21 protein-coding genes and 1 riboswitch are annotated in these 23812 nt (G+C 72.9%); of the genes, 12 read left to right on the top strand and 9 right to left on the bottom strand.

Annotated features, from left to right (window positions below):
* Positions 1-64: 64 nt before the first annotated feature.
* Entirely contained in the window at positions 65-1732 is a 1668-nt protein-coding gene (locus tag HS99_RS35985; protein WP_030279866.1) for an NRAMP family divalent metal transporter, read from the bottom strand.
* 358 nt (positions 1733-2090) lie between these two features.
* Positions 2091-2267, bottom strand: a riboswitch (M-box (ykoK) riboswitch).
* Between the two features lie 177 nt (positions 2268-2444).
* Between HS99_RS35985 and HS99_RS35980 the strand changes: the two genes are divergently transcribed.
* The 4 genes from HS99_RS35980 to HS99_RS35965 all read left to right on the top strand — a co-directional run bounded on the left by HS99_RS35980 (position 2445) and on the right by HS99_RS35965 (position 7005).
* Positions 2445-3206 carry an ABC transporter ATP-binding protein gene (locus HS99_RS35980; protein ID WP_370863334.1) on the top strand — a complete coding sequence of 254 codons (762 nt, stop codon included), beginning with the start codon at positions 2445-2447 and terminating at the stop codon, positions 3204-3206.
* A complete protein-coding gene (locus HS99_RS44355) occupies positions 3203-5944 on the top strand; it encodes an FtsX-like permease family protein (protein WP_030552471.1) in 2742 nt (913 codons plus the stop codon). The genes HS99_RS35980 and HS99_RS44355 overlap by 4 nt, the downstream gene beginning before the upstream one ends.
* A gap of 234 nt (positions 5945-6178) precedes the next feature.
* Complete coding sequence (locus HS99_RS35970) at positions 6179-6514, top strand: BlaI/MecI/CopY family transcriptional regulator (RefSeq protein ID WP_030279869.1); 336 nt, start codon at positions 6179-6181, stop codon at positions 6512-6514.
* Positions 6511-7005, top strand: coding sequence for a hypothetical protein (locus HS99_RS35965; protein WP_030552473.1), 495 nt, complete (start codon positions 6511-6513; stop codon positions 7003-7005). Before HS99_RS35970 ends, HS99_RS35965 begins: the two co-directional genes overlap by 4 nt.
* A 240-nt stretch (positions 7006-7245) precedes the next feature.
* Here HS99_RS35965 and HS99_RS35960 read toward each other — a convergent pair whose 3' ends face one another.
* Positions 7246-8316 carry a C40 family peptidase gene (locus HS99_RS35960; RefSeq protein ID WP_030552475.1) on the bottom strand — a complete coding sequence of 357 codons (1071 nt, stop codon included), beginning with the start codon at positions 8314-8316 and terminating at the stop codon, positions 7246-7248.
* Positions 8317-8672: 356 nt separating this feature from the next.
* Between HS99_RS35960 and HS99_RS35955 the strand changes: the two genes are divergently transcribed.
* The 3 genes from HS99_RS35955 to meaB are packed head-to-tail and all read left to right on the top strand — an operon-like array spanning position 8673 to position 13744.
* The gene (locus HS99_RS35955; RefSeq protein WP_030552477.1) at positions 8673-10541 is read left to right on the top strand and encodes a methylmalonyl-CoA mutase subunit beta; all 1869 of its coding nucleotides are present in this window, start codon (positions 8673-8675) and stop codon (positions 10539-10541) included.
* Positions 10538-12739 (top strand): methylmalonyl-CoA mutase, encoded by a 2202-nt coding sequence (gene scpA, locus HS99_RS35950; protein WP_030279876.1) that lies wholly within the window; start codon positions 10538-10540, stop codon positions 12737-12739. Before HS99_RS35955 ends, scpA begins: the two co-directional genes overlap by 4 nt.
* A 12-nt stretch (positions 12740-12751) precedes the next feature.
* Positions 12752-13744, top strand: coding sequence for a methylmalonyl Co-A mutase-associated GTPase MeaB (meaB, locus tag HS99_RS35945; protein ID WP_030552479.1), 993 nt, complete (start codon positions 12752-12754; stop codon positions 13742-13744).
* Positions 13745-14040: 296 nt separating this feature from the next.
* On the opposite strand, the gene HS99_RS35940 is transcribed toward meaB, so the two are convergent.
* The 5 genes from HS99_RS35940 to HS99_RS35920 all read right to left on the bottom strand — a co-directional run bounded on the left by HS99_RS35940 (position 14041) and on the right by HS99_RS35920 (position 17292).
* Positions 14041-14253 carry a hypothetical protein gene (locus HS99_RS35940; protein WP_030279880.1) on the bottom strand — a complete coding sequence of 71 codons (213 nt, stop codon included), beginning with the start codon at positions 14251-14253 and terminating at the stop codon, positions 14041-14043.
* 310 nt (positions 14254-14563) lie between these two features.
* A complete protein-coding gene (locus tag HS99_RS35935; RefSeq protein WP_030552481.1) occupies positions 14564-14800 on the bottom strand; it encodes a hypothetical protein in 237 nt (78 codons plus the stop codon).
* A gap of 134 nt (positions 14801-14934) precedes the next feature.
* Positions 14935-15579 (bottom strand): pyroglutamyl-peptidase I, encoded by a 645-nt coding sequence (gene pcp, locus HS99_RS35930; protein WP_030552483.1) that lies wholly within the window; start codon positions 15577-15579, stop codon positions 14935-14937.
* Between the two features lie 22 nt (positions 15580-15601).
* Positions 15602-16576, bottom strand: coding sequence for a DUF979 domain-containing protein (locus tag HS99_RS35925; RefSeq protein ID WP_030279883.1), 975 nt, complete (start codon positions 16574-16576; stop codon positions 15602-15604).
* Positions 16573-17292, bottom strand: a complete 720-nt coding sequence (locus tag HS99_RS35920) for a DUF969 domain-containing protein (RefSeq protein ID WP_030552485.1) — start codon at positions 17290-17292, stop codon at positions 16573-16575. The genes HS99_RS35925 and HS99_RS35920 overlap by 4 nt, the downstream gene beginning before the upstream one ends.
* A 157-nt stretch (positions 17293-17449) precedes the next feature.
* Here HS99_RS35920 and HS99_RS35915 point away from each other — a divergent pair, with 157 nt between their 5' ends.
* The 4 genes from HS99_RS35915 (at position 17450) to HS99_RS35900 (ending at position 20571) form a co-directional block, all read left to right on the top strand.
* Complete coding sequence (locus HS99_RS35915; RefSeq protein ID WP_063737997.1) at positions 17450-18199, top strand: GntR family transcriptional regulator; 750 nt, start codon at positions 17450-17452, stop codon at positions 18197-18199.
* A complete protein-coding gene (locus tag HS99_RS35910) occupies positions 18196-18969 on the top strand; it encodes a LamB/YcsF family protein (RefSeq protein ID WP_030552487.1) in 774 nt (257 codons plus the stop codon). The genes HS99_RS35915 and HS99_RS35910 overlap by 4 nt, the downstream gene beginning before the upstream one ends.
* A 49-nt stretch (positions 18970-19018) precedes the next feature.
* Entirely contained in the window at positions 19019-19642 is a 624-nt protein-coding gene (locus HS99_RS35905; RefSeq protein ID WP_030279890.1) for a 5-oxoprolinase subunit B family protein, read from the top strand.
* Positions 19643-19710: 68 nt separating this feature from the next.
* Positions 19711-20571: a 5-oxoprolinase subunit C family protein gene (locus HS99_RS35900; protein ID WP_030552490.1), complete on the top strand. Its 861-nt coding sequence runs from the start codon at positions 19711-19713 to the stop codon at positions 20569-20571.
* An 11-nt stretch (positions 20572-20582) separates the two neighbouring features.
* On the opposite strand, the gene HS99_RS35895 is transcribed toward HS99_RS35900, so the two are convergent.
* Positions 20583-21632: a glycosyltransferase family 2 protein gene (locus HS99_RS35895; RefSeq protein WP_030279895.1), complete on the bottom strand. Its 1050-nt coding sequence runs from the start codon at positions 21630-21632 to the stop codon at positions 20583-20585.
* 269 nt (positions 21633-21901) lie between these two features.
* Positions 21902-22504 carry a superoxide dismutase gene (locus tag HS99_RS35890; protein ID WP_030279897.1) on the bottom strand — a complete coding sequence of 201 codons (603 nt, stop codon included), beginning with the start codon at positions 22502-22504 and terminating at the stop codon, positions 21902-21904.
* A 172-nt stretch (positions 22505-22676) separates the two neighbouring features.
* On the opposite strand from HS99_RS35890, the gene tsaD reads away from it, so the two are divergent.
* Complete coding sequence (tsaD, locus tag HS99_RS35885; RefSeq protein ID WP_370863333.1) at positions 22677-23756, top strand: tRNA (adenosine(37)-N6)-threonylcarbamoyltransferase complex transferase subunit TsaD; 1080 nt, start codon at positions 22677-22679, stop codon at positions 23754-23756.
* Positions 23757-23812: the final 56 nt, after the last annotated feature.

Below are 23812 nucleotides of genomic sequence, written 5' to 3'. Positions count from 1 at the left end.
AAAGGGAACGGACGGGTGGCGAGCCGCCGCTCACCACCCGTCCGTGGGAACCGTGACCGGTGGCTCAGTGGTTCAGCGCGGTCTGCACGATCTTGATGATGACCATGATCATCGCGATCAGCAGGTAGGCGCGCAGGGCGCCCATGCCGACCTTGCGGGCGGTGGACATCACCGGACGGCTCAGCGTCTCCAGCGGGGGCATCCGCCAGTCCTCGCGGCCGGTGCGGTCGATCGGGTCCTCCTTGGCGGCGGTGCGGCCGGCCGTGAAGAAGTACCCGGCGACCAGGACGCCCACGACACCGCAGCCGCCCATGATCCACAGGATCGCGTCGGAGCTGATGTCCGGCCAGACCACCGAGGCGGTCAGGATCAGCGAGAGCATCACCAGCACGCCGACCACCGTCGAGGTGAAGGCGTTGGTCCTCGGCCCGTTGACCCAGGGGCCGAGCACGGCCCGGTCGTTGCAGAGCAGCAGCAGGAACACGGTGGCGGAGGGCAGCAGCACTCCGGCCAGCACCTGGACGAACTGGGTGATCAGGCCCTGGGTGTAGTCGTCGGACAGCAGGGTGATCGCCGCCGCGACCACCACCAGGCCCGCGTACACCGCGTAGAAGCCCTTGGCACCCTTGACGCCCCGGTGCAGCGAGTGCTTGATGCCGAACACGTCGCCTATCGCGTAGGCGGTCGAGAGGGAGACGGCGAAGGCGCCGATGATCGAGGCGTCCAGCAGGGCGATGGCGAACAGCACGCCCGCGAGGTGGCCCGCCTTGTCCTCGATGCCCTTGGCCACGGCGGCGGTGTCGGAGAACTGCCCGAAGCCGTCGGTGCCCGCGAAGGCCGCCGCCGTGAGGCCGATCAGCGCCGCCGCGCCGACGATGACCACGACGATCCCGATCCACAGGTCGACCTTCTCGTACTTCATGAAACGCGGGGTGATCCGCTTGTCGATGACGTACGACTGCTGGAAGAACAGCTGCCAGGGGGCGACGGTGGTGCCGACGATCGAGATGATGACCAGCATCACGGCGGCCAGCCGGCCGGCGCCGCCCGGCATGGTCGGCGTCACGAAGTCGTGGGCCATCTGCGAGGTCCTGGGGTGGACCATGAAGTAGATCGGCACCAGCAGCAGCGAGCCCACGCACAGCGTGATGGCCACGCGCTCGAAGCGCTGGAAGGAGCCGGTGAAGGCCGAGGCGATGATGATCGCCGCCGCCAGCACCACCGAGACGGCCTTCGGCAGGCCCAGGTACCCGGCCGCCATGGTGACGCCGATGAACTCGGTGACCAGGGTGAGGGCGTTGAGCAGGAAGAGGTCGATGACGCTGAACGCGCCCCAGAACTTCCCGAACCGCTCCAGGATGAGGCGGGCGTGGCCGACGCCGGTGACGGCGCCCAGGCGCAACACCATCTCCTGGTTGACGTACAGCACCGGGACCAGCATCAGCAGGGTCCACAGCAGCTGGGTGCCGTAGTTCTGCCCGGCCTGGCCGTAGGTGGAGAAGGCGCCGGCGTCGTTGTCGCCGACCATCACGATCAGGCCGGGGCCGACGATCGCCAGCAGGGTCTTGAGCCGGGCGGAGAGTCCGCTGCGGGGGGTGGTGTCGTCGAGCCGGATGGTGCCGAGCGCGCCCTTGATGTCGCCGACGTGGGCGTCGTCGAGCACGGCGGCCCGGGCAGCGGTGGGAGCGGTGGGGACCGTGGGAACCTTTGGGTCCAGCATCACGTTGGTCATGGCGGGGCCTCCCTGCCCTCTTCCTAGAGAGGGCGACAGGGGGCACGCAGCAGCGATCCTCCCTGCGGGCGCACGACGTCCGCTCCGTACGGCGACGCTGAGCGGCGGCGGCCGTGCGGGCATGACGAAGCGTCAGGCGGCTTACGTCCGGGCATGGTTGAGCGCGGGACGAAGCGCCGGGTGAACGCGCAGGGAAGGTTGTTACCGCGTGCCGGAGGTGTTCGAGAGCATGCGGGGGCAGGGGCTACTGTGGCCCGGACTATTGCAGTCCATTTCTCTCCCCTCCTCCCGGTCGGGGGCGCACCGACTGTGCGCCGCGTCGCGACACGGCAAGGAGCACACCGGCCGACGATGGACCGGTACACCCCAACTCGTCAGAGCTTTGGCACTCCACGGCGTGTCCAGCCGGATCGGCCGGAAGCCACTTGGGGTCAACCCTTAACTCGGGAAGACCTGTCCTGAACCTGGGCGTCTCTCGACGTCGTCGGGTCAGTGGCCTGTGTCCGTGAAGACGCCTCACCGAACGAGGTGCCTTTTCAAACCTCCAAAAGCATAGACCCGCCACGGCCACGCGGTGTCACCTTTTCGGCTGATCTTCGACAGCTTTGTAGAAGCTTGACCAAACCCGGGCCGGCTTGCGCATCCGCTCGCGACATATATAGTTCACCGACATATGCAGCTGAACAGCTCACGAGGGGGAACTGTGTCCCACATCGATCCGAGCCGGCCCGCACCCGTCCTGCAGCTGTCCGGGGTCTCCCGGGTGCACGGGCACGGCGCCGCAGAGGTGCACGCCCTGCGCGGAGTCGACCTGACCGTTCACGCGGGCGAGTTCGTCGCCGTGATGGGGCCGTCCGGCTCCGGGAAGTCGACCCTGCTGACCCTGGCCGGCGGGCTGGACCTGCCCAGCGACGGCCAGGTGCTGGTCGAGGGCGTGGCCCTCCGCGGACTCAGCCGGGGCCGCCTCGCCGACCTGCGGCGGCGCTCCGTCGGGTACGTCTTCCAGGACTACAACCTGATCCCGGCGCTCACCGCCGCCGAGAACATCGCCCTGCCCCGCGAACTCGACGGCGTCTCCGGCCGCACCGCCCGCCGGGAGGCCCTCGCCGCCCTGGAGGAACTCGGCATCGGCGAACTCGCCGACCGCTTCCCCGACGACATGTCCGGCGGTCAGCAGCAGCGCGTCGCCATCGCCCGCGCCCTGATCGGCGAGCGCCGGCTCGTCCTCGCCGACGAACCGACCGGCGCCCTCGACTCCGCCACCGGCGACGCCGTGCTCGCCGTCCTGCGCGCCCGCTGCGACGCCGGCGCCGCCGCCATGATGGTCACCCACGAGGCCTCGCACGCCAGTTGGGCGGACCGGGTGGTTCACCTGCGGGACGGAGCGGTCGCCTCGGAGAGCGTCGGACGCCGCTCCGGCGGCTGCCGGGCCGCCGTCCACCGGCCCAACTCTCTGGACGAGGTGGTCCGGTGAGGTTCGGAGCGTGGAAGGTCGCACTGCGGCTCGCCCGGCGCGACGCGCTGCGGGCCAAGGGACGCAGCGCCCTCATCCTGGCCATGGTGGCACTGCCCGTCCTCGGGGTCACCGGCGCCGACGTGGTCCACCGCAGCGGTCAACTGACCCCGGCCGAACGGGTCGAGCGGGTGGTGGGCGGCGCGGACGCGCTGGTCACCGCGCTCAGCCCGGGCCAGAGCGTCGAACAGGCCCCGGTCGCCGAGGACGGCGCCTTCGCCGTCCAGCCCCGCCCGGGCCGGCAGCCGACGCCCGAGCAGCTGAAGGCCGCGGGCGCCGATCCGGCCGCCCTGGTCACCTCGCTGCTGCCGCCCGGCAGCACGCTCACCCCCGCCCGGACCGGCCCGGAGACCGGCGCGAGCTCGCCCGAGGGGCTGGTCCGCACCCTCACCACCGAGGCCGACCTCGGCGACCCGGTCTGGCGCGGCCGGCTGGACCTGGTCAAGGGCCGCGCCCCGACCGCACCGCACGAACTGGCCGCCACCCAGGCCTTCCTGGACCACGCCGGGCTCTCGCTCGGAAGCACCACCACGGTCCAGGGGCTGGAGGGGACCCCGTACACCCTCACCGGCGTCGTGGAGCACCCGGGCGAGCTCGGCCGGGTCGAACTCGTCGCCAGGCCCGGCGAGTTGCTCGACCAGCTGGCCGCCGCCGCGGAGCCCGGACGCCCCGCCGCCGAGCGGGCGCAGAGCGCACACCCGTCCTGGCTGGTGCACCTGCCGGGCGGGGCCGCCCTCGACTGGGCGAAGGTCCAGCTGTTCAACGCCCACGGCTACACCCTCACCGCGCGTTCGGTCGCGCTCGACCCGCCGCCGTACGGGGCCGTCCCCTACTTCAGGGACTCCGCCACCTACCGCGATCCCGCCGCCGGCAACAGCACCAGGGTCGTGGTCGCCACCGTGACCGGGATGGCGCTGCTCGAGGTCGCCCTGCTCGCCGGGCCGGCCTTCGCGGTCGGCGCCCGGCGCTCCCGCCGCCGGCTCGCCCTGCTGGGCGCGGCCGGCGGCCGGCGCACACACATCGGCGCGGTCGTGCTCGGCGGCGGCCTGGTGCTCGGCCTGGCCGGCGCGGCGCTCGGAGTGGCCCTCGGCACCGGGCTGGTCGCAGCGCTGCGGCCGGTGATCGAGGAGGTCGGCGGCGCGCGCTTCGGCCACTTCGCGCTGCCGGTGCCGGACCTGCTGGCGATCGCCGGGATCGGCCTGCTCACCGCGCTGCTCGCGGCCGCGCTGCCGGCCTGGCAGGCCGCCCGGCGCAGCGTCACCGCCGGGCTCACCGGGCGGGACACCGTCCGGGCGCCCAACCGCCTGGTCACCGTGCTCGGCGTGGCGCTGATCCTCGGCGGCGGCGCGATCGCGGTGTACGGCGCCGGCGCGGTGCGGCGCGGACTGCCCGTGGTGAGCACCTACGACACCCGTACGCTCACCGTGCTCGGCGGCTCGGTCACCGCCGAACTCGGCCTGCTCGCCTGCACCCCGCTGCTGGTCGCGCTGTTCGGCCGGTTGGCCGGACGGCTGCCGCTCGGCCCCCGACTGGCGCTGCGGGACTCCGCCCGCAACCGCTCGCGCACCGCCCCGGCCGTCGCCGCGGTGATGGCGGCGGTGGCCGGGGCCGTCGCCATCGGGGTGTACAGCACCAGCACCGATGCCGAGAACCGGCGCGACTACCGGCCGCAGGCCCCGTACGGCGCCGTCCAGCTGATCAGCCACAACGACGGGCCGAAGGCCGCCCAGCTGCCGGCCGAGGTGGAGAAGCAGCTGACCGGGCTCGGCGGGCGGGCCGACGTCGGCCAGCTGGTCTACCGGTTCTGCGACAACTGCTCCAGCACCGTCGTGCTCAAGGGCCCGGCCGACGTGCGCAGGCTCGCCGACCTGCCGCACGTCGCCACCGGGGACGTCGCCGTGCTGCACAACCTGTTCGACGTCCGCGACGCCGCGGCCGAAAAGGCCCTGGCGGCCGGGAAGTTGCTGGTCTTCGACCGCTCGCTGATCGGTGCCGACGGCAAGGCCGTGCTGCTGCTGCGCGGCGGCGGCGGTGCGCCGCTGCAGCCCGGGCAGATCCCCAGGACCGACCTCCAGGAAGTCCCGGTCGACGCGGTGCTGGTCGACGACCCGGCCGCCGCCCGCTTCGCCCAGGGGCTCATGCCGACCACCGCGCTGACCGGGCTCGGCCTCGCCTCGGCACCCCAGGGCGCGGTGTGGCGCCCGACCACCCCGCCCGACCGCAAGGCGCAGCAGCGGGCCGCGGCCGCCGCCGTCCGGCTGGACCACTACGCCGAGCTGACCGTCGAGCGCGGCTACCAGCCCAAGAGCGACGCGATCACCCTCGCCCTCACCGGCTTCGCCGCACTGGTCGTGCTCGGTGCGGCCGGGATCGCCACCGGGCTCGCGGCCGCCGACTCCCGGCAGGACCAGGCCACCCTGGCCGCCGTCGGCGCTCCGCCGCGGATCCGCCGGACCATGGCCGGCCTGCAGTGCGCGCTGATCGCCCTGCTCGGGGCGGTGCTCGGGGCGGCCAACGGGTTCGTCCCGGCGGTGGGGCTGCTGAAGTCCCGGGCCAGTGGGGCCGGTTCGCAGCCGGCGCTGATCACCGCGCCCTGGGGAGAGCTACTGCTGGTCGTGCTGGTGCTGCCGGTGGTGGCGGGGCTGCTCGCGGCCCTGTTCACCCGCTCCCGGGTGGCACTGGGGCGGCGGCTGTCCTGATCGGTAGTGCTGACCGGTCGTCCTGATCACCGCTTGAGCACGTCCGGCACGCGCTGAGCACCGATCGGGCACCCTCCGGGCACCGTGGGCGCCCGTTCCCGTCACCCGGGAGCGGGCGCCCGGCGCGCGCCGTAGCATGGGCCGCGTTCCAGCGGGCGAAGGGCGCCGGCGAACGGTTCGGCGAGGGAGACGAGGGCGGTGCTACGGGGTTTCGGCGATCTCGAAGCCGAGATCATGGACCGGCTGTGGTCCTGGGGCCGTCCGGCCACGGTGCGCGAGGTGGTCGACGACCTCCAGCAGCAGCGGGCGGTCGCCTACACCACCGTCACCACCGTCGCCGACATCCTGCACACCAAGGGCTGGCTGCGCCGGGACAAGGTCGGCCGCGCCTGGGTGTACGAGCCGACCTGCACCCGGGAGGCGTACACCGCCCAGCTGATGCACCAGGCGCTGGAGACCAGCCCGGACCGGGCCGGCGCGCTGCTGCACTTCGTCGACCGGATCAGCGGAGACGAGGCGTCCGCGCTGCTCGCCGCCCTCGAACAGGTGAAGGCCCGGGACGTCGGGTGACGCTCGCCCTGCTCGGCCTCCACCTGGCCGTGACCGGCGTGCTGCTGCCCCGCCTGCTGGCCGGCTCGGCCCGGCTCCAGGCCCGCCCGGCCCTCGGCGCGGCCCTGTGGCTGGCGCTGATGGCCTCCTTCACCGTCGCCCTGGTGCTCGCCGGGCACCACGCCGTCGAGCCCGCCGCACACGAGCCGGCCGGCCTGCTCGGGCTGCTCGGGCCGATCGGCCTGCTCCCCCACCTCGAAACGACCGGGCCGGTGCTGCCCCACACCCACGACTGGTGGCTGCTGGCCGCCGCCGGGGCGGTGCTCGCCGCGCTGGCCACCTCCGGGGGCACTCCGGGCGGCACGCTCGCGGTCGCCTCCACCGGGGTGCTCGCCCGGGTCCGCCGGCTGGCCCGGCCCGGCAGCGGCCGGCGGCGCCGACCGGTCTGGTGGCTCGGGCTGTTGACGCTGCCCGCGCTGCCGTACCTGCTGGCCTGCGCGCCGCATCCGTGAACCGCCCGGCCGACGCCGGGCTCTCGATGCTCCGGGGCGGGTGTGTCGGCCATGGCGCTCTCTCCGTGACAACCCTGGGCTGTGCGGGGAGGCCGAGCCGATGCCCCGTACGGTTGAAGGGCCTTGAGGGCCGTTCAACCGTACGGGGCAGACCCATTGGGCGAGGCCGAGATGCGCATGCCCGTCCCGTACCGGGTGGCTGAGGGCGTCGGCTGACGGGTGGTCACCCCACGGCGACGGCTACGGCCGGACGGCACCCATGTAGGGCATCGCGGAGATCGGGAGGACCTCGACGTTCTTGCCGGTGCGCGGGGCGTGGATCATCTTGCCGTCGCCGATGTAGATGCCGACGTGGTGGATGTCGTTGTAGAAGAAGACCAGGTCGCCGGGCTGGAGGGCGTCGCGGGAGATGCGCGGGCCGTCGTTCCACTGGTCCTGCGACATCCGGGAGATCCTGACGCCGGCCGCCTTGTACGCCTGGCTGGTGAGGCCGGAGCAGTCGAAGCTGTCCGGGCCGCTCTTGCTCCAGCCGTACGGCTTGCCGAGCTGGGCCTGGGCAAACGCGATGATGGTGGCGGCGCGGCCGCTGGCGGGCGGGGCCGGGGTGTTCAGGTCCTGGCGGGCCGAGGAGCGGGAGGCGCGGTCGGCGGCGGCGGCCTGCTGGGCCTCGGCCTTGGCCTTGTCGGCGGCCTGCTGGGCGTTGACCTTGACGCGGTCCTCGGCGCCCAGCTTGTTGAGCACGGCCTGCGCCTGGGACAGCTTGGTCTGGATCTCCTGCTTCTTGGCCACCAGTTCGGCGCCGACCGAGTCGAGCTGGGCGAGCGTGGCGGTGGCCTCGGCGCGGTCCTGGTCGAGCTTGCGCTGCTCGTCCTGGGCCTGCCTGAGCAGGGCCGCCTGGCCGTCGGTGACCTGGTTCTGCACCGCGGCGCGCTCCAGGTAGGCGGCCGGGTCGGAGTCGAGCATCAGCTGGACGGACGGGTCGATGCCGTTGTTGCGGTACTGGTCGGCGGCGACCGCGCCGAGCCGGGTGCGCAACTCGTTCATCGCATCCTGGCCGCGTGCGACCTTCTCCTGGATCTTGTTGGCCTCGCCCTGCAGCTTCTGCTGCTTGTCCTGGAAGCCGTTGTACTGCTCGACGGACTGCTCGGCCTCCTCGTTGAGCTTGTCCACCTGCTCCTTGACGGAGGCGAGGGTCGGGGTCGGCTCGGCGTGGGCGGTACCGGCGGCGAGCACCGCGCCGCCGGCCATCGCCGTGGTGAGGACCGCCATGCGGGCCCGGCTCGGGGGGCTGGGCTTGCGGCGCTTTCCCATCGCGGTGGGCTCCTTCGAGGGGCTTCGGACTGCGTCGGGGACGTCCGGGGTGGCCCGGGGGCGTCTTCGGACGGCGTCGGGGACGTCTTCGGGCAGCGTCGGGGGACGGCGAAGGACGGGCGGGGCCGTACGGGGATGCCGTCCCCGCCCGCCTTCTTCGAAGTAACTTAATAGATGAGTGGCCGGGTCCCGCAATCCCCCTCCCGGCAACCCCCTTTGACCCTCGCCCGGCATCCCGCGCGTCGCCCCTCTTGACACTCCACGGCGGAGCGAGTGCAAAAGGTTCGCCAAAGCGAGAACAAGCTCACACGCGCCGCCCCTCCTGCGAGCATGCAAACGGGCGCTAACCTGCGCACATGAAGGTCCCGCCCGAAAGGCTCCCCCTCGCCGCCGAGTTCCCGGCCGCGCACCGTGAGCAGTGGCAGCAGCTCGTCGAGGGCGTGCTGCGCAAGTCCGGTGCCCAGCCCGAGGACGGCGCCGCCGCCGAGCAGGCGCTCACCACCGCGCTCCCGGACGGGCTTCGCGCCCGTCCGCTGTACACCGCCGAGAACACCTCGGCCGAGCCCGGCTACCCCGGCTTCCCGCCGTTCGTGCGCGGCGGCCGCCCCCAGGGCTCCGCCGTCTCCGGGTGGGACGTACGCCAGCGACACGCCGACCCGGACCGGCGGCGCACCAACGAGGCGGTGCTCGCCGACCTGGAGAACGGCGTCGGCTCGCTCTGGCTGGAGCTGGGCGGCACGGGCCTTCCGATCGCCGACCTGCCCGAGGCGCTCAGCGGCGTGTACCTGGACCTGGCCGCCGTCGCGCTCGACGCCGGGGCCGAATTCGCCGACGCCGCCGAGCAGTTGTTCAGGCTGTACGAGGAGCGCGAGGTCTCCCCCGGCTCCGCCGCCGGCAACCTCGGCGCCGACCCGCTCGGCCTCCAGGCCCGCACCGGCGACGCCGACCGCACCGACGCACTGCTCGCCGGGGCCACCGCGCTGGCCGCCCACTGCGCCGCCGACTACCCGAACGTCAGGGCGCTCACGGTGGACGCCCTGCCCTACCACGAGGCCGGCGCCTCGCCCGCCCAGGAACTGGGCTGCGCGCTCGCCACCGGCGTCGCCTACCTGCGCGCGTTGACCGCCGCCGGGCTGTCCGTGGACGCCGCGCTCGGCCAGCTGGAGTTCCGCCTCGCCGCGGACGCCGACCAGTTCCTGACCATCGCCAAGTTCCGCGCCGCACGCCGTCTGTGGGCCCGGGTCGCCGAGGTGTCCGGTGCCTCCGCCGAGGCCTCGGCCCAGCGCCAGCACGCCGTCACCTCCCGGGTGATGATGACCGCCCGCGACCCGTGGGTGAACATGCTCCGCACCACGGTGGCCTGCCTGGCCGCCGGGGTCGGCGGCGCCGACGCCGTCACCGTGCTGCCCTTCGACAGCGCGCTCGGCCTGCCCGACGCCTTCGCCCGCCGGATCGCCCGCAACACCCAGTCGATCCTGCTGGAGGAGTCCCACCTGGCCCGGGTGATCGACCCGGCCGGCGGCTCCTGGTACGTCGAGCAGCTGGGCGAGGAGCTGGCGCAGGCCGCCTGGGCCTGGTTCCAGGAGATCGAGCGGGCCGGCGGCCAGCAGGCCGCCCTCCGGTCCGGCCTGGTCGGCGAGCGGATCGCCGCGACCTGGGCGGAGCGGTCCGGGAAGCTCGCCAAGCGGCGCGAACCGGTCACCGGCGTCAGCGAGTTCCCCCACCTGGACGAGCAGCCGCTGGTCCGCGAGCCGGCCCCGGCGTCGCCGAGCGGCGGCCTGCCCCGGGTGCGCCGCGCCGAGGCCTACGAGGCGCTGCGGGACCGCTCGGACGCCTTCCTGGCGGAGACCGGTGCCCGTCCGAAGCTGTTCCTGGCCTCGGTCGGCACCGCCGCCGCGCACACCGCGCGCACCACCTTCGCGGCCAACCTGTTCCAGGCCGGCGGCATCGCGACCGTCTCCGCCGAGGGCCTCGACCCGGCCGCGTTCGCCTCGGCCTTCGCCGACTCCGGCGCTACCGTCGCCTGCCTGTGCTCCAGCGACGCCCTGTACGGCGAGCACGCCTCGTCCGTGGCCGAGGCCCTGAAGGCGGCCGGCGCCCAGCGGGTGCTGCTGGCCGGGCGGCTCGGCGAACTGCCCGCCGGAGTGGACGAGTTCATCTACGCGGGCGGGGACGCGATCGCCGTCCTGACCTCCCTGCTGGACCTCATTGGAGTGGCGCGATGATCCCCGACTTCACCGGAATCGGGCTGGACGGCGATGCCGCCGGGGTTTCCGAGGCCCAGTGGCAGGCCGCCTGGCGCCGGTCCACCGGCAAGGACGCCGACGAGCAGGTCTGGGAAACCCCCGAGGGCATCGGCGTCAAGCCGCTGTACACCGCGGCCGACCTGGCCGGACTCGACTTCCTGGAGACGTACCCCGGCATCGCCCCGTACCTGCGCGGGCCGTACCCCACCATGTACGTCAACCAGCCGTGGACCGTCCGCCAGTACGCGGGCTTCTCCACCGCCGAGGAGTCCAACGCCTTCTACCGTCGCAACCTGGCGGCCGGCCAGAAGGGCCTCTCGGTCGCCTTCGACCTGCCGACCCACCGCGGCTACGACAGCGACCACCCGCGCGTCACCGGCGACGTCGGCATGGCGGGCGTCGCCATCGACTCGATCTACGACATGCGCCAGCTGTTCGACGGCATCCCGCTGGACAGGATGTCGGTGTCGATGACCATGAACGGCGCGGTGCTGCCCGTCCTGGCGCTGTACATCGTCGCGGCCGAGGAGCAGGGCGTACCGCCCGAGAAGCTCGCGGGGACCATCCAGAACGACATCCTCAAGGAGTTCATGGTCCGCAACACGTACATCTACCCGCCGCAGCCGTCGATGCGGATCATCTCGGACATCTTCGCGTACACCTCGCAGAAGATGCCCCGGTACAACTCGATCTCCATCTCCGGCTACCACATCCAGGAGGCCGGGGCCACGGCCGACCTGGAGCTGGCCTACACCCTGGCCGACGGGGTGGAGTACCTGCGCGCGGGCCTGGACGTGGGGCTGGACGTGGACGCCTTCGCGCCGCGGCTGTCGTTCTTTTGGGCGATCGGCATGAACTTCTTCATGGAGGTCGCCAAGCTGCGCGCGGCCCGGCTGCTGTGGGCCAAGCTGGTCAGGCAGTTCGACCCGAAGAACACCAAGTCCCTTTCGCTGCGCACCCATTCGCAGACCTCGGGCTGGTCGCTCACCGCCCAGGACGTGTTCAACAACGTCACCCGGACCTGCGTCGAGGCGATGGCCGCCACCCAGGGCCACACCCAGTCGCTGCACACCAACGCCCTCGACGAGGCGCTGGCGCTGCCCACCGACTTCTCCGCCCGCATCGCCCGCAACACCCAGCTGCTGCTGCAGCAGGAGTCCGGCACCTGCCGGGTGATCGACCCGTGGGGCGGCTCGGCGTACGTCGAGAAGCTGACGCACGACCTCGCCTCCAGGGCCTGGCAGCACATCCAGGAGGTCGAGGCGGCCGGCGGCATGGCCAAGGCGATCGACGCGGGCATCCCGAAGATGCGCGTCGAGGAGGCCGCCGCCCGCACCCAGGCGCGGATCGACTCCGGCCGCCAGCCGGTGATCGGCGTCAACAAGTACCGGGTGGAGAGCGACGAGCAGATCGACGTCCTCAAGGTCGACAACTCCGCGGTGCGCGCCCGGCAGATCGAGAAGCTCCGGCGCCTCCGCGAGGAGCGCGACGAGGCCGTGACCCAGGACGCGCTGCGCGCGCTGACGGCGGCCGCCGAGGCCGGTCCTCAGCGCGGCGGCTCGCTGGACGGCAACCTGCTGCACCTGGCCGTCAACGCGGCCCGGGCCAAGGCCACCGTCGGCGAGATCTCGGACGCCCTGGAGAAGGTGTACGGCCGCCACTCCGGCCAGATCCGTACCATCTCCGGTGTGTACCGAGACGAAGCGGGCCCGTCGGCTCCCCTCCAGCGCACCCGCGACCTGGTCGAGCGGTTCGAGCAGGCCGAGGGCCGCCGTCCGCGCATCCTGGTCGCCAAGATGGGCCAGGACGGCCACGACCGCGGCCAGAAGGTCATCGCCACCGCCTTCGCGGACCTCGGCTTCACGGTCGACGTCGGCCCGCTGTTCCAGACCCCGGCCGAGGTCGCCCGCCAGGCCGTCGAGGCGGACGTGCACATCGTGGGTGTCTCGTCGCTGGCCGCCGGTCACCTCACCCTGGTGCCCGCACTGCGCGCCGAGCTGGCGGAGGCGGGGCGCGAGGACATCACCATCGTGGTCGGCGGCGTCATCCCCCCGCAGGACTTCGACGCGCTGTACGAGGCGGGCGCGGCAGCGGTGTTCGGCCCGGGCACGGTCATCCCGGACGCGGCGTACGACCTGCTGACGGCGCTGGCGGCCGATCTCGGCCACGAGCTGTGATTGCCTGATCGTATGGCTCCGCGGACGATCGATCTCAACAGCTACGTGACGGGTGTCCTCGACGGCTCGCGCGCCTGGATCGCGCGCGCCGTCACCCTCGTCGAGTCCACCCGGCCCGACCATCGTGTGCTCGCGCAGCAGCTGCTCCAGCGGCTGCTGCCGCACGCGGGCGGGGCGGTCCGGGTGGGCATCACGGGGGTGCCCGGGGTCGGCAAGTCGACCTTCATCGACTCCTTCGGGACGATGCTGACGGGGCTCGGCCACCGGGTCGCGGTGCTCGCCGTCGACCCGACGTCGAGCCGGACGGGCGGGTCGATCCTGGGCGACAAGACCCGGATGGAGCGGCTGGCGGTGGATCCTGCCGCCTTCGTCCGGCCGTCGCCGACCTCGGGGACGCTGGGCGGGGTCGCCAAGGCCACTCGCGAGTCGATGGTGGTGATGGAGGCGGCCGGGTACGACGTCGTCCTGATCGAGACGGTGGGCGTCGGGCAGTCGGAGACGGCGGTGGCCGGGATGGTGGACACCTTCCTGCTGCTCAGCCTCGCCCGCACGGGCGACCAGTTGCAGGGCATCAAGAAGGGCGTGCTGGAGCTCGCGGACGTCATCGCCGTCAACAAGGCCGACGGGCCGCACGAGCGGGACGCGAGGGCGGCGGCCCGTGAACTCGCGGGCGCGCTGCGGTTGTTGCAGGCGCCGGACGCGGCCTGGACGCCGCCGGTACTGACCTGCAGCGGGCTCGACGGGGCCGGGCTCGACGTGCTGTGGGAGCGACTGCAGCAGCACCGCAAGGTGCTCGACGCGACGGGTGCGCTGGCGGCCAAGCGGCGGGAGCAGCAGGTCGAGTGGACGTGGTCGATGGTCCACGACCAGCTGTACGCGCGACTGCACGAGCACCCGGAGGTGCGGCGGCTGGCCCCGTCGCTGGAGGCCGAGGTCCGCGCCGGCACGCTGCCGGCGGGGCTGGCCGCGCAACAGATCCTGGACAGCTTCTTCGGTACGCCCTGAGGGGAGTCACCAGCCGTCGCCACCATCGTCGAGGACGTCGCCGTCGAGGCCGACCTGGATGAAGTCTGGGACGCCGTACGGGATGTGGGCGCCGTGCACCGGCGCCTCATCGACGTCGCTGGCAGCCCCGGGTCAGATCGGTGTCCCTCCTGTCGCGTTCCGCAGCCGGTCGGGGGAGATCGGTGGCCAGAAAGACATCAGCGAGCCCGACAGGTCGGCACAGTCCCTGCGACTCTCCCTGCCACGCTCGCGCGGGAGCGCCCCGCGGCGCGTGGCTGCGGGGCGCCTTGTGGGGTTCAGTCGATCTTCTCCCCGTTGTGCGTACCGCCCTTGCAGAGGTTGGCCATCAGATCGGCCGTTCCACCGCCCTGCGTGCACTGAGAAGGGGTGACGTAGGACGGGGCACCCTTTGCGGTGGTGGCGGCGGTGGCGGTGGCGGCGCCCGTGAGGCCGAGTCCGGCGAGGGCTGCCGTGGCGATGACGGCGGCGAGGATTCGTCGAATGCGCATTTGGTTCCCCTTTCACGGATTTCCTCGGTTGGGGCCACTAATCAGCTTGATCTTCATCCCTATGGACGGCACGACATGTTGCGCCATTCGGGTGACGGCGCCGTCGGATGCGGGGCCAGTGACGCGACCCGTCGGACAGGACCTTGCGTATAGGACATTTTGTCAAGCGGTGCAGGTGGTCGACCCCGAGCAAAAGGTTTGTTCACCCAGCGGCGGCTACAGGAGCCAGGCGAGCCCGCGACCAGCCCACTTACCCCGATCGAAAGCGCGAAACGGAAATCGCCTTACTGACCGCCCACTCAATGGGCGTTTAGGGCGTCAACCCGCGTGACCGTTTGATCCGCTTCTCGGCGGTGGATTCCGTTTGGTTTAGCAATGCGGCGAAATACTCCTGCCAATGCAGAGCTTCCAGGGTGAAGCTGCCGGTGCCGAAGGCCAGGCTCGGATTCCTGAGCGCGGCCACCTCGTTGTCGCCCCTGCCGTAGGTCTTCTCGACCGCTTCCAGCCGGACGGCCACCGCCCGCCGGTCGTTCCCTCGGGTCTGCACTGGGTCTCCCCCGATCGGTCGCGCACCTCGCGCGAACTGGTATCGACGGTAGGAGCGGTGCCGTTCGGGCACATTGGCATGCCTTGGCGTACCCGAGGTAGAGGTTTCTCCGCCTCGGACAGCCGGCTCCGGTCTCAGTGGGTCGCGCCCTCCGGGACGCGGAGGTCGGCGGTGTGGGTCGCGGCGGCGGTGAGGAGGGCGCGAAGGGCGTGGGCGACGGCGTCGGCCGGGAGGGAGGGCTTGGAGCCGTCGAGGGCCTGTTCGGGGAGGGCGGGAATGTGGACGAAACCGCCTCGGACGGTGGGTAGTTCGGTGGCCAGCAGGTGCATCAGGGCGTAGAAGACGTGGTTGCAGACGAAGGTCCCGGCGGTGTGGGAGAGGGAGGCGGGGACGCCGGCCTGCCGGACGGCGGCGACGCAGGCCTTGACGGGCAGGGTGGAGAAGTAGGCCGCCGGGCCGCCGGGGGCGACGGGCTGGTCGACCGGTTGGCGGCCCGCGTTGTCGGGGATGCGGGCGTCGTCGACGTTGATGGCGACGCGCTCGACGGTGACGTCCGGGCGGCCGGCGGCCTGGCCGAGGCAGACCACCAGGTCGGGAGTGAACTCCCGTACAGCGGCGCGTAGTTCCTCGGCGGCCTGGCCGAAGACGCAGCTCAGGCGGATGGGGGTGACCAGGAGCCCGTCAGGCGGGGTGTCGGCGACGAGGCGGGCGACCTCCCAGGACGGGTTGACGTCGGCGCCGTCGAAGGGTTCGAAGCCGGTGATCAGGGCCCTGGCCACGGGACCGCCTTTCCAGGAATGGTCAGAACGCGAAGAGCGACATGATGACGATGTTGCAGACCAACAGCGCGCCGGCAGTTGGCACTTGGGCCTTGATCGGCCCGTACTGGTCCTTGAGTTCGAGCAGTGCCGCCGGGACGAGGTTGAAGTTGGCCGCCATCGGCGTGACCAGCGTGCCGCAGAAGCCGGCCAGCATGCCCACCGCGAGGACCACGGCCGGGTTGCCGTGCAGTTGGGTGATCAGGATCGGCCAGCCGATCGCGGCGGTCATCACCGGGAAGGCGGCGAAGGCGTTGCCCATGATGATGGTGAAGAGCGCCATGCCCAGGCAGTAGACCGCCACCGCCGCGTACGTGCTTCCGTCCGGCAGGAAGTGGGTGGTGATCTTGCCGACCTGGGTGCCGACGCCGGCGCTCTGGAAGATCGAGCCCAGGACGGCGAGCAGTTGGGGCAGCAGCAGTGCCCAGCCCATCGCCTCCAGCAGCCCGCGGCCGGACCGCAGGGCGACCGCCGGGTTGCGCTCGCGGGTGAGCAGCAGTCCGATGCCGAGGGCGACGATCGTGCCGATGCCCAGCCCGAGGAGCGTCTCGCTGCCGGTCTGCAGCAGCAGCGGACCGCCGGTGCCCAGGTGCACGCCCTTGAGCAGGGTCCCGCAGGCCAGTGCGACCAGCGGGAGCGCCAGCGCGGGGATGAACAGCCGGCTGCCCAGGCGCCCGGCGGAGGCGACCCGCCGTTCGGGGGCGGCGGCCGTGGAGGCGCCCCGGCCGGTGAAGCCGAAGCCGGCCAGACAGATCATCAGCAGCACGGCGACGCCCAGCGGTGCGGCGGGGGCGCTCTTGTCGGCGACCCAGGTGCCGTAGACGAAGCTCGCGCCGAGCAGGCCCCAGAAGGCGGCGCTGCCGTAACGCCTGGGGTTGCCGCGGTCCACCGCCATCTGTGCGGCCATCGCGACGAACATGGCTCCGACCAGCCAGTACAGCCACTCGACCTTGATCACTTGCTCGGCTCCTCGATGCGGACGGCAGCGGTGGCCCGGCCGGCGGGGGCGGACAGGTCCCGGGCGAGGGTGTGGTCCAGGCGCAGCAGGCGCGCGCCGTGGATGAGGGTGGCGCAGACCGCGGTCGGGATGGCCCACAGCGCGAGCTGCACCGGCTCCAGGTCGGCGTGGTAGGTCGCGTTGACGAAGCCGGTGATCAGGAGGATCGAGCCGACGGCGAGGAAGCAGTCTTCACCGAAGAACAGGCCGACGTTGTCGGCGCTCGCGGCGAAGGAGCGCAGACGTTCGCGGGCCCTGTCGGTCAGCGTGCCGTGGCGGCGCTCGGCGGCGGCCTCGGCCATCGGTACGACCATGGGCCGCACCGCCTGGGCCGGGCCGCCCAGGCCGGTGAGGCCGAAGGCGGCGCTGAGCTGGCGGAACACCAGGTACACGGCGAGGACGCGTCCGGCGCTGGCCCTGGCGAGCCTGTTCATCAGGGTGCGGGCCTGTTCCTGCAGGCCGTGGCGCTCCAGCAGGCCGATCACCGGCAGGGCGACGGCGAAGACCGTCACCGAGCGGCTGGAGGCGAAGCCGGTGCCGAAGGCCTCCAGGACCTTCAGCGGGCTCATCCCGCCGAGCAGTCCGGTGAGGACGCCGGCAACGCCGACGACGAGGAGCGGATTCCGCCGGGTGGCGAACCCGGCCACCACGACGAGGATGCCGAGCAGAACGATCACGTTCCTGACCGCCTTTCGAAGGGCCTCCGCTCCGAGTACGGCCGTCTGGGGCACCACGGGCGGAGGAGGTCGCGACCGGGTGGGCCGCGACCCTGCGGGGGTTGCCGAGAGGCTAGGGGATTGTGGAACAATCCGACAAGAGTTCAGGAGGTGGAACGTGACCGGGGTTTTCGACGCGCTCGCGGCCGACCGTGGCCGGCTCGAACGCGCCAGCGCCGCCCAACGCGTGGCCGAGGTGCTGCGCGACCACATCACCGAGGGCCGGCTCGCCCCCGGCACCCGACTGTCGGAGGAGGCACTCGGCGAGGCGCTCACCGTCTCGCGCAACACGCTCCGCGAGGCGTTCCGGCTGCTGGCCGACGAGCGGTTGGTCGTGCACGAGCTGAACCGCGGCGTGTTCGTCCGGATCCTCGAACCGGCCGACGTCGCCGACATCTACACCCTTCGCCTCGCCCTGGAGACGGCCGGGGTGCGCGCCCTGCACAGCGCCGCACCCGAGCGCCTGGCCGCCCTGCGGGCCGCGCTGGACCGTGCGGAGGCCGCCGAGGCGATCGGCGACTGGGTCACCGTCGGCACCGCCGACCTGCACTTCCACCAGGCCGTCGCGGGGATCGCCGGCAGCCGTCGGATCGACGAGTGCATGGCCCGGCTGATGGCCGAGCTGCGCCTGGCCTTCGCCGCCGTCCCGTCCGCCCGCGCGCTCCACGCGCCGTTCCTGCGCCGCAACCAGACCCTCACCGGGCTGCTGGAGTCGGGCGAGATCGACGACGCCGAGGTGGAGCTGACCAGCTATCTGAACGACGCGCGCGCGGTGATCGTCCGGGCGATGACGGAGAACGCGACAACGGAGAGCGCGATGGGGGAGGGCGCCACAGCGCAGCGCCCGATGACGGACGGCGCGAGATGACGCCGTCCGCTGCGATGACGATCGACCTCAACGCCGACCTCGGCGAGGGCTTCGGCCGCTGGACGCTCACCGACGACGACGCCCTGTTGTCGGTGGTCACCAGCGCCAACATCGCCTGCGGCTTCCACGCCGGGGACCCGAGCACCATGCGGCGGGTCTGCGAGCTGGCCGCCGAGCGCGGCGTGCGGATCGGCGCGCAGGTCTCCTACCGGGACCTCGCCGGGTTCGGGCGGCGCGCGATGGACGTCCCGCCCGACGAGCTCGCGGACGAAGTCGCCTACCAGATCGGCGCGTTGCAGGCATTCGCGCGGGGCGCCGGAGCGCGGGTGGCGTACGTCAAGCCGCACGGCGCGCTGTACAACCGGACAGTGCACGACGAGGAGCAGGCGGAGGCGGTGGTCCGCGGCGTCGGGCTGGCCGCACCGGGCCTTCCCGTCCTCGGACTGCCCGGTTCGCGGCTGCACGAGGCCGCCGGGCGGGCCGAACTGCCGGTGGTCGCCGAGGCGTTCGCCGATCGCGCCTACACCCCGCACGGCACGCTCGTCCCCCGCCGCGAGCCCGACGCCGTCGTCCACGACCCCGAGGCCGTCGTCCGCCGCTCGGTCACCATCGCCCGGGACGGCGAGGTCACCGCGCGCACCGGCGACCGGATCCGGCTGCGCGCCCGCTCGCTGTGCGTGCACGGTGACACCTCCGGGGCCGCGGACCTGGCGCGCCGGGTCCGAACGGCCCTGCGGGCGGCCGGAGTCCGGGTCGAGGCGTTCGCGTGAGCAGCACCGGGAACAGCGGGAGACGGACGAGGTGGACGGGGTGGACGGGATGAACATCCGGGTCCTGCGGGTCGGCCTCGACGCGCTGCTGGTCGAGCTCGACGGCGCCGACGAGGCGATGGCCTTCCACGCCGAGCTCCAGCGCCGGCGTGCGGCGTGCCGACTCCCCTCCGTCGCCGAGGTCGTGCCCGCCGAACGGACCGTCCTGCTCGACGGCGTGGCCGACCCCTCGGCCCTGGCCGCCGAACTGGCCGGCTGGCGCGTACCGCCGCTGCGGGCGACCAGCGAGGAGACCGTGACCGTCCCGGTGCGCTACGACGGCGCCGACGTCGCGGAGGTCGCCGCGCTGTGGGGCGTCGCCGAGGAGGACGTCGGGCGCATCCACTCGGCGACCGAGTTCCGGGTCGCCTTCAGCGGCTTCGCCCCCGGCTTCGGCTACCTGACCGGCCTGCCCGAGCGCTACCGGGTGCCCCGGCGGGCCGTCCCGCGTCCCGCCGTCCCGGCCGGCGCGATCGCCCTCGCCGGCCCGTACACCGGCGCCTACCCGCGCTCCTCCCCGGGCGGCTGGCAGCTGATCGGGCACACCGACGCCGTGCTGTGGGACCCGTCCCGCGAACCCGCGGCCCTGTTCAGCCCGGGGACCCGGGTCCGGTTCGTGATCGAGGAAGCCTGAGCCAGGAAGCCCGAGCCAGGAAGCCCGAGCCAGGAAGACCTGCTCGAAGGGAGCGTGATCGAGAGCGCATGACCGTCACCGTGATCAACGCAGGCCTGCTGACGACCGTCCAGGACCTCGGCCGGCCCGGGCACGCGCACCTGGGCGTGCCGCGCTCAGGGGCGCTCGACCAGCCCGCCCACCGGCTGGCCAACCGCCTGGTCGGCAACCCCGCCACGGCGGCCACCCTGGAGACCACCGTGCTCGGTTGCGCGGTGCGGGTGGACCGCGCGGTGACGGTCGCCGTGGCCGGCGCACCGTGCTCCGTGCGGGTCGACGGGCGGCCCGCCGCCTGGGCCGCCCCGGTGCGGCTGCCCGCCGAAGCGCTGCTGGAGGTGGGGCCGGCGACCAGGGGCGTGCGCAGCTACGTCGCCTTCGCGGGCGGGATCGCCGCCGCGCCCGTCCTCGGCAGCCGCTCGACGGACCTGCTCTCGGGGCTGGGCCCCGCTCCCCTGACCCCCGGGGAGGCGCTGCCGCTCGGCGAGCCGGTCGGCCCGGCCGCCGGGGCGGACGTGGTGCCGGCGCCCGCGCCGCCCGACCCGCTGCTCCTGCCCGTACTGTTCGGGCCGCGGGACGACTGGTTCACCGCTCGTTCGCTCGCCGTCCTGACCGGCCCCGGGTACCGCGTCTCGCCCACCAGCAACCGGATCGGCCTGCGCCTGGACGGCCCGCCGCTGGAGCGCGCCCGCGAGGGCGAACTCCCCAGCGAGGGCATGGTCCTGGGCGCGGTGCAGGTGCCGCCCGACGGCCGTCCAGTGGTCTTCCTCGCCGACCACCCCACCACGGGCGGCTACCCGGTCATCGGCGTCATCCCCTCCAGCGCCCTCCCGGCCGTCGCCCAGGCGGCACCCGGCACGCCGGTCCGTTTCACCCCGAGGGGACGGCGGTAACGCCCCTCGGCTCAGCGACGGATCGCCCCGGCGCGGCGCGCCGCGGCCTGGCGGGTGCGGCGGACGGCTCGGTGGAGGCGCTGGACGGCGATGAAGCGGTTCATCGCGTCGGTGAGGGTGAGGCGGTACTTGAGCCGGAGCTGGGCGTTGAGCTCGGCCACCCGCTCGGGGCCGATGGCGTTCAGGAGCCGGCTGACGTGCCGCTGGTAGACCTCCCAGTAGTTGCGGTCGCCGTCCGGGATGGACCAGAAGAACATCGGGATCTCCTCGACCAGGCAGTTGCGGTCGTAGGCGCTCAGGTACCCGGCGAACTGCGGCTCGGGACGGGCGAGGAGCCACTCGCGGACGAGTTCCATCGAGCGGACCCGGTCGATCAGGCCGCGCGGATCGGTCTTCTTCTGGGTGATCGAGAGGGCGCCGTCCTCGCGGACCCGCCAGTGGTAGATCGGCTCGGCGAGGACGTCGACCCGCTCGGCGAGGAAGTGGTGGGGGACGCTGACCGGCGCGTCCTCGTACAGGATGCCCTCGGGGTACTGGATGCCTGCGGCGTCGAAGAAGGAGCGCCGGTAGACCTTGTTCCAGGCGGTGCGGTCGGTCACCAGGGCGGGCAGTTCGCTGACGTGGGTGCGCAGCCGGGTCTCGCGGAACGGGCGGCGGTGGGCGTGCGAGGGGCTGAGGCCGGTGGTGCGCAGGCGCATCGCGTTGCCGGCGGCGAAGTCGGAGCCGGTCTCGTCGAGCGTGCTGATCATCAGCTGGTAGGCGTGCGGCGGCAGGGTGTCGTCGCTGTCGACGAAGGCCAGGTACTCGGTGCCGGGGGTGAGGTGGCGCCAGCCGGTGTTGCGGGCGGCGCCGAGGCCCTTGTTCTCCTGCTGGACGAGCCGGAAGCGCCCGTCCCGGGCCGCGTACGCCTTGGCGACGACGGGGCCGTCGTCGGTCGAGCCGTCGTCGACCATGACGCACTCGAAGTCCTCGAAGGTCTGTGCCGCGATCGAGTCCAGGCACTCGCCGAGGTAGCGCTCGACGTTGTAGATCGGGACCACGACGGACAGGCGCGGAGCCATCGAACGACCTTTCGCTCAGGAGCGGGCGGGCCGGTCGGCCGGTCGGCCGCCGACCGCCGGTGACCGGCGGTGGTCCGAGCGTAGCGACCGGGCGGCGATCCCGGGCGAACAGCGGGTGGCGGCGAGTCTTCGGTTCGGTGTGACTGCCGTGCCCGGAGTCAACGGCCCTGCCCGGTGTCAACGGCTGTGACGGGCAGCCGCGGTGGGAACCGCAGGGGGAGTGCCCCGGACCGCCCGACCGGTCCGGGGCACTCCCGCTCGATCGGTGCTCAGGCGCCCTTGACGGCGGCGAAGCGGGCCGAGACGTCCTGCCAGTTGACGACGTCCCACAGACGGGTGACGTAGTCGGGGCGGACGTTGCGGTACTGCAGGTAGTACGCGTGCTCCCAGGCGTCGAAGGCCAGCAGCGGGGTGGTGTTCTGGCCCACGTTGCCGTGGTGGTCGTAGACCTGCTCGACGATCAGGCGCTGCCCGAGCGGCTCCCAGGAGAGGATGCCCCAACCGGAGCCCTGGACACCGGTGGTGGCGGTCGAGAGCTGCTTCTTGAAGGCCTCGAAGCTGCCGAAGTGCTCGGTGATGGCGTCGGCCAGCTCGCCCTCGGGGCGGTCGCCGCCCTCCGGGGAGAGGTTCTGCCAGAACAGCGAGTGCAGCACGTGGCCGGACAGGTGGAACGCGAAGGTCTTCTGCAGCCCGACCAGGCCGCCGAACTGCTCCTTGTCGCGCGCCTCGGCGAGCTGCTCCAGGGTGTCGTTCGCGCCCTTCACGTACGCGGCGTGGTGCTTGGAGTGGTGCAGCTCCAGGATCTCGGCGGACATGGCCCGCTCGAGCGCGGAGTAGTCGTACGGCAGGTCGGGAAGCTGGTAGGTGCCCATCAGGACACTGCTCCTTTCGGCGGGTTGAGCGATGACGATCGTGCCGGGACAACACTATTGCGTATGAGTTGCAGGAACGAGCTATGGGCTCCTGCTTATTCCTCACATGCCGTCGGGCACAATGATCAGCCGAACGCGTAATGGCCGATAAGGGTGAGTGACCGTGACAGGAGTGACGGGGACGCCGGGATCCTCCGGGGCGCCGGTGGTGGTGCTGGGCATCGAGTCCTCGTGCGACGAGACCGGCGCGGGGCTGGTCCGGGGCGGTGTGCTGCTCGGGCAGGCGGTGGCGTCCTCGATGGACGAGCACGCCCGCTACCGCGGGGTGGTGCCGGAGATCGCCGCCCGGGCGCACGTGCACGCGGTGGCCCCGGTGGTCCGGGTGGCCCTGGACCGGGCCGGACTGGCCCTGGCGGACGTCGGGGCCGTCGCGGTGACGACCGGTCCGGGGCTGGCCGGGGCCCTGCAGGTGGGGGTCGCCGCCGCCAAGGCCTACGCCTTCTCGCTCGGCGTCCCGCTGTACGGGGTGCACCACCTCGCCGGGCACGTCGCCGCCGCGACCCTCGACGGCGGGCCGCTGCCCGACCCCTGCGTCGTGCTGATCGTCTCCGGTGGGCACACCTCGCTCCTGCTGGTCCGCGACCTCGCCCGGGACCCGATCCTCCACCTCGGCGACACCCTGGACGACGCGGCCGGTGAGTGCTTCGACAAGGTCGCCCGGATCCTGGGCCTCCCCTACCCGGGCGGGCCGGCCATCGACCGCGCCGCCCGCACCGGCGACCCGACGGCGGTACGGCTGCCGCGCCCGCTCACCGGACCGCGCGACGACCCGTACGCCTTCTCCTTCTCCGGCCTCAAGACCGCCGCCGCCCGCTGGGTCGAGGCCCAGCCCGAGCCGCACGTCCCGGACGCGGCGGCCGCACTGCAGGAGGCGGTCGCGGACGTGCTGACCCGCAAGGCGGTACGGGCCTGCACCGACCACGGGATCGGCACCCTGGTGGTGGTCGGCGGCGTCGCGGCCAACTCCCGGCTGCGGGCGCTCGCCGAACAGCGCTGCGCCGCGGCCGGGATCACCCTACGGGTGCCGCCACTGCGGCTGTGCACCGACAACGGCGCGATGGTCGCGGCGATCGGCGACCTGCTGGTCCGCTCGGGGGCCGAGCCGGCGCCCGCCCGGCTGTCGGTGGACCCGTCCGCGCCGCTGGAGTTCGCGGCGCTCAGTCCCGTACCCGTGCCGGCGCCGTTGTCGTAGCCACTGCCGTCCAGGTGAGGGCGGACGCAGTGGTGGGGGCATCAGGGCCGGCGCTC

The organism is Kitasatospora aureofaciens (assembly GCF_001188955.3).
In the GTDB taxonomy this organism is placed as follows: Bacteria; Actinomycetota; Actinomycetes; order Streptomycetales; family Streptomycetaceae; genus Kitasatospora; species Kitasatospora aureofaciens.
The sequence above is the reverse complement of the archived record's forward strand: the minus strand, read 5'-3'. Positions and strand labels throughout refer to the sequence as shown.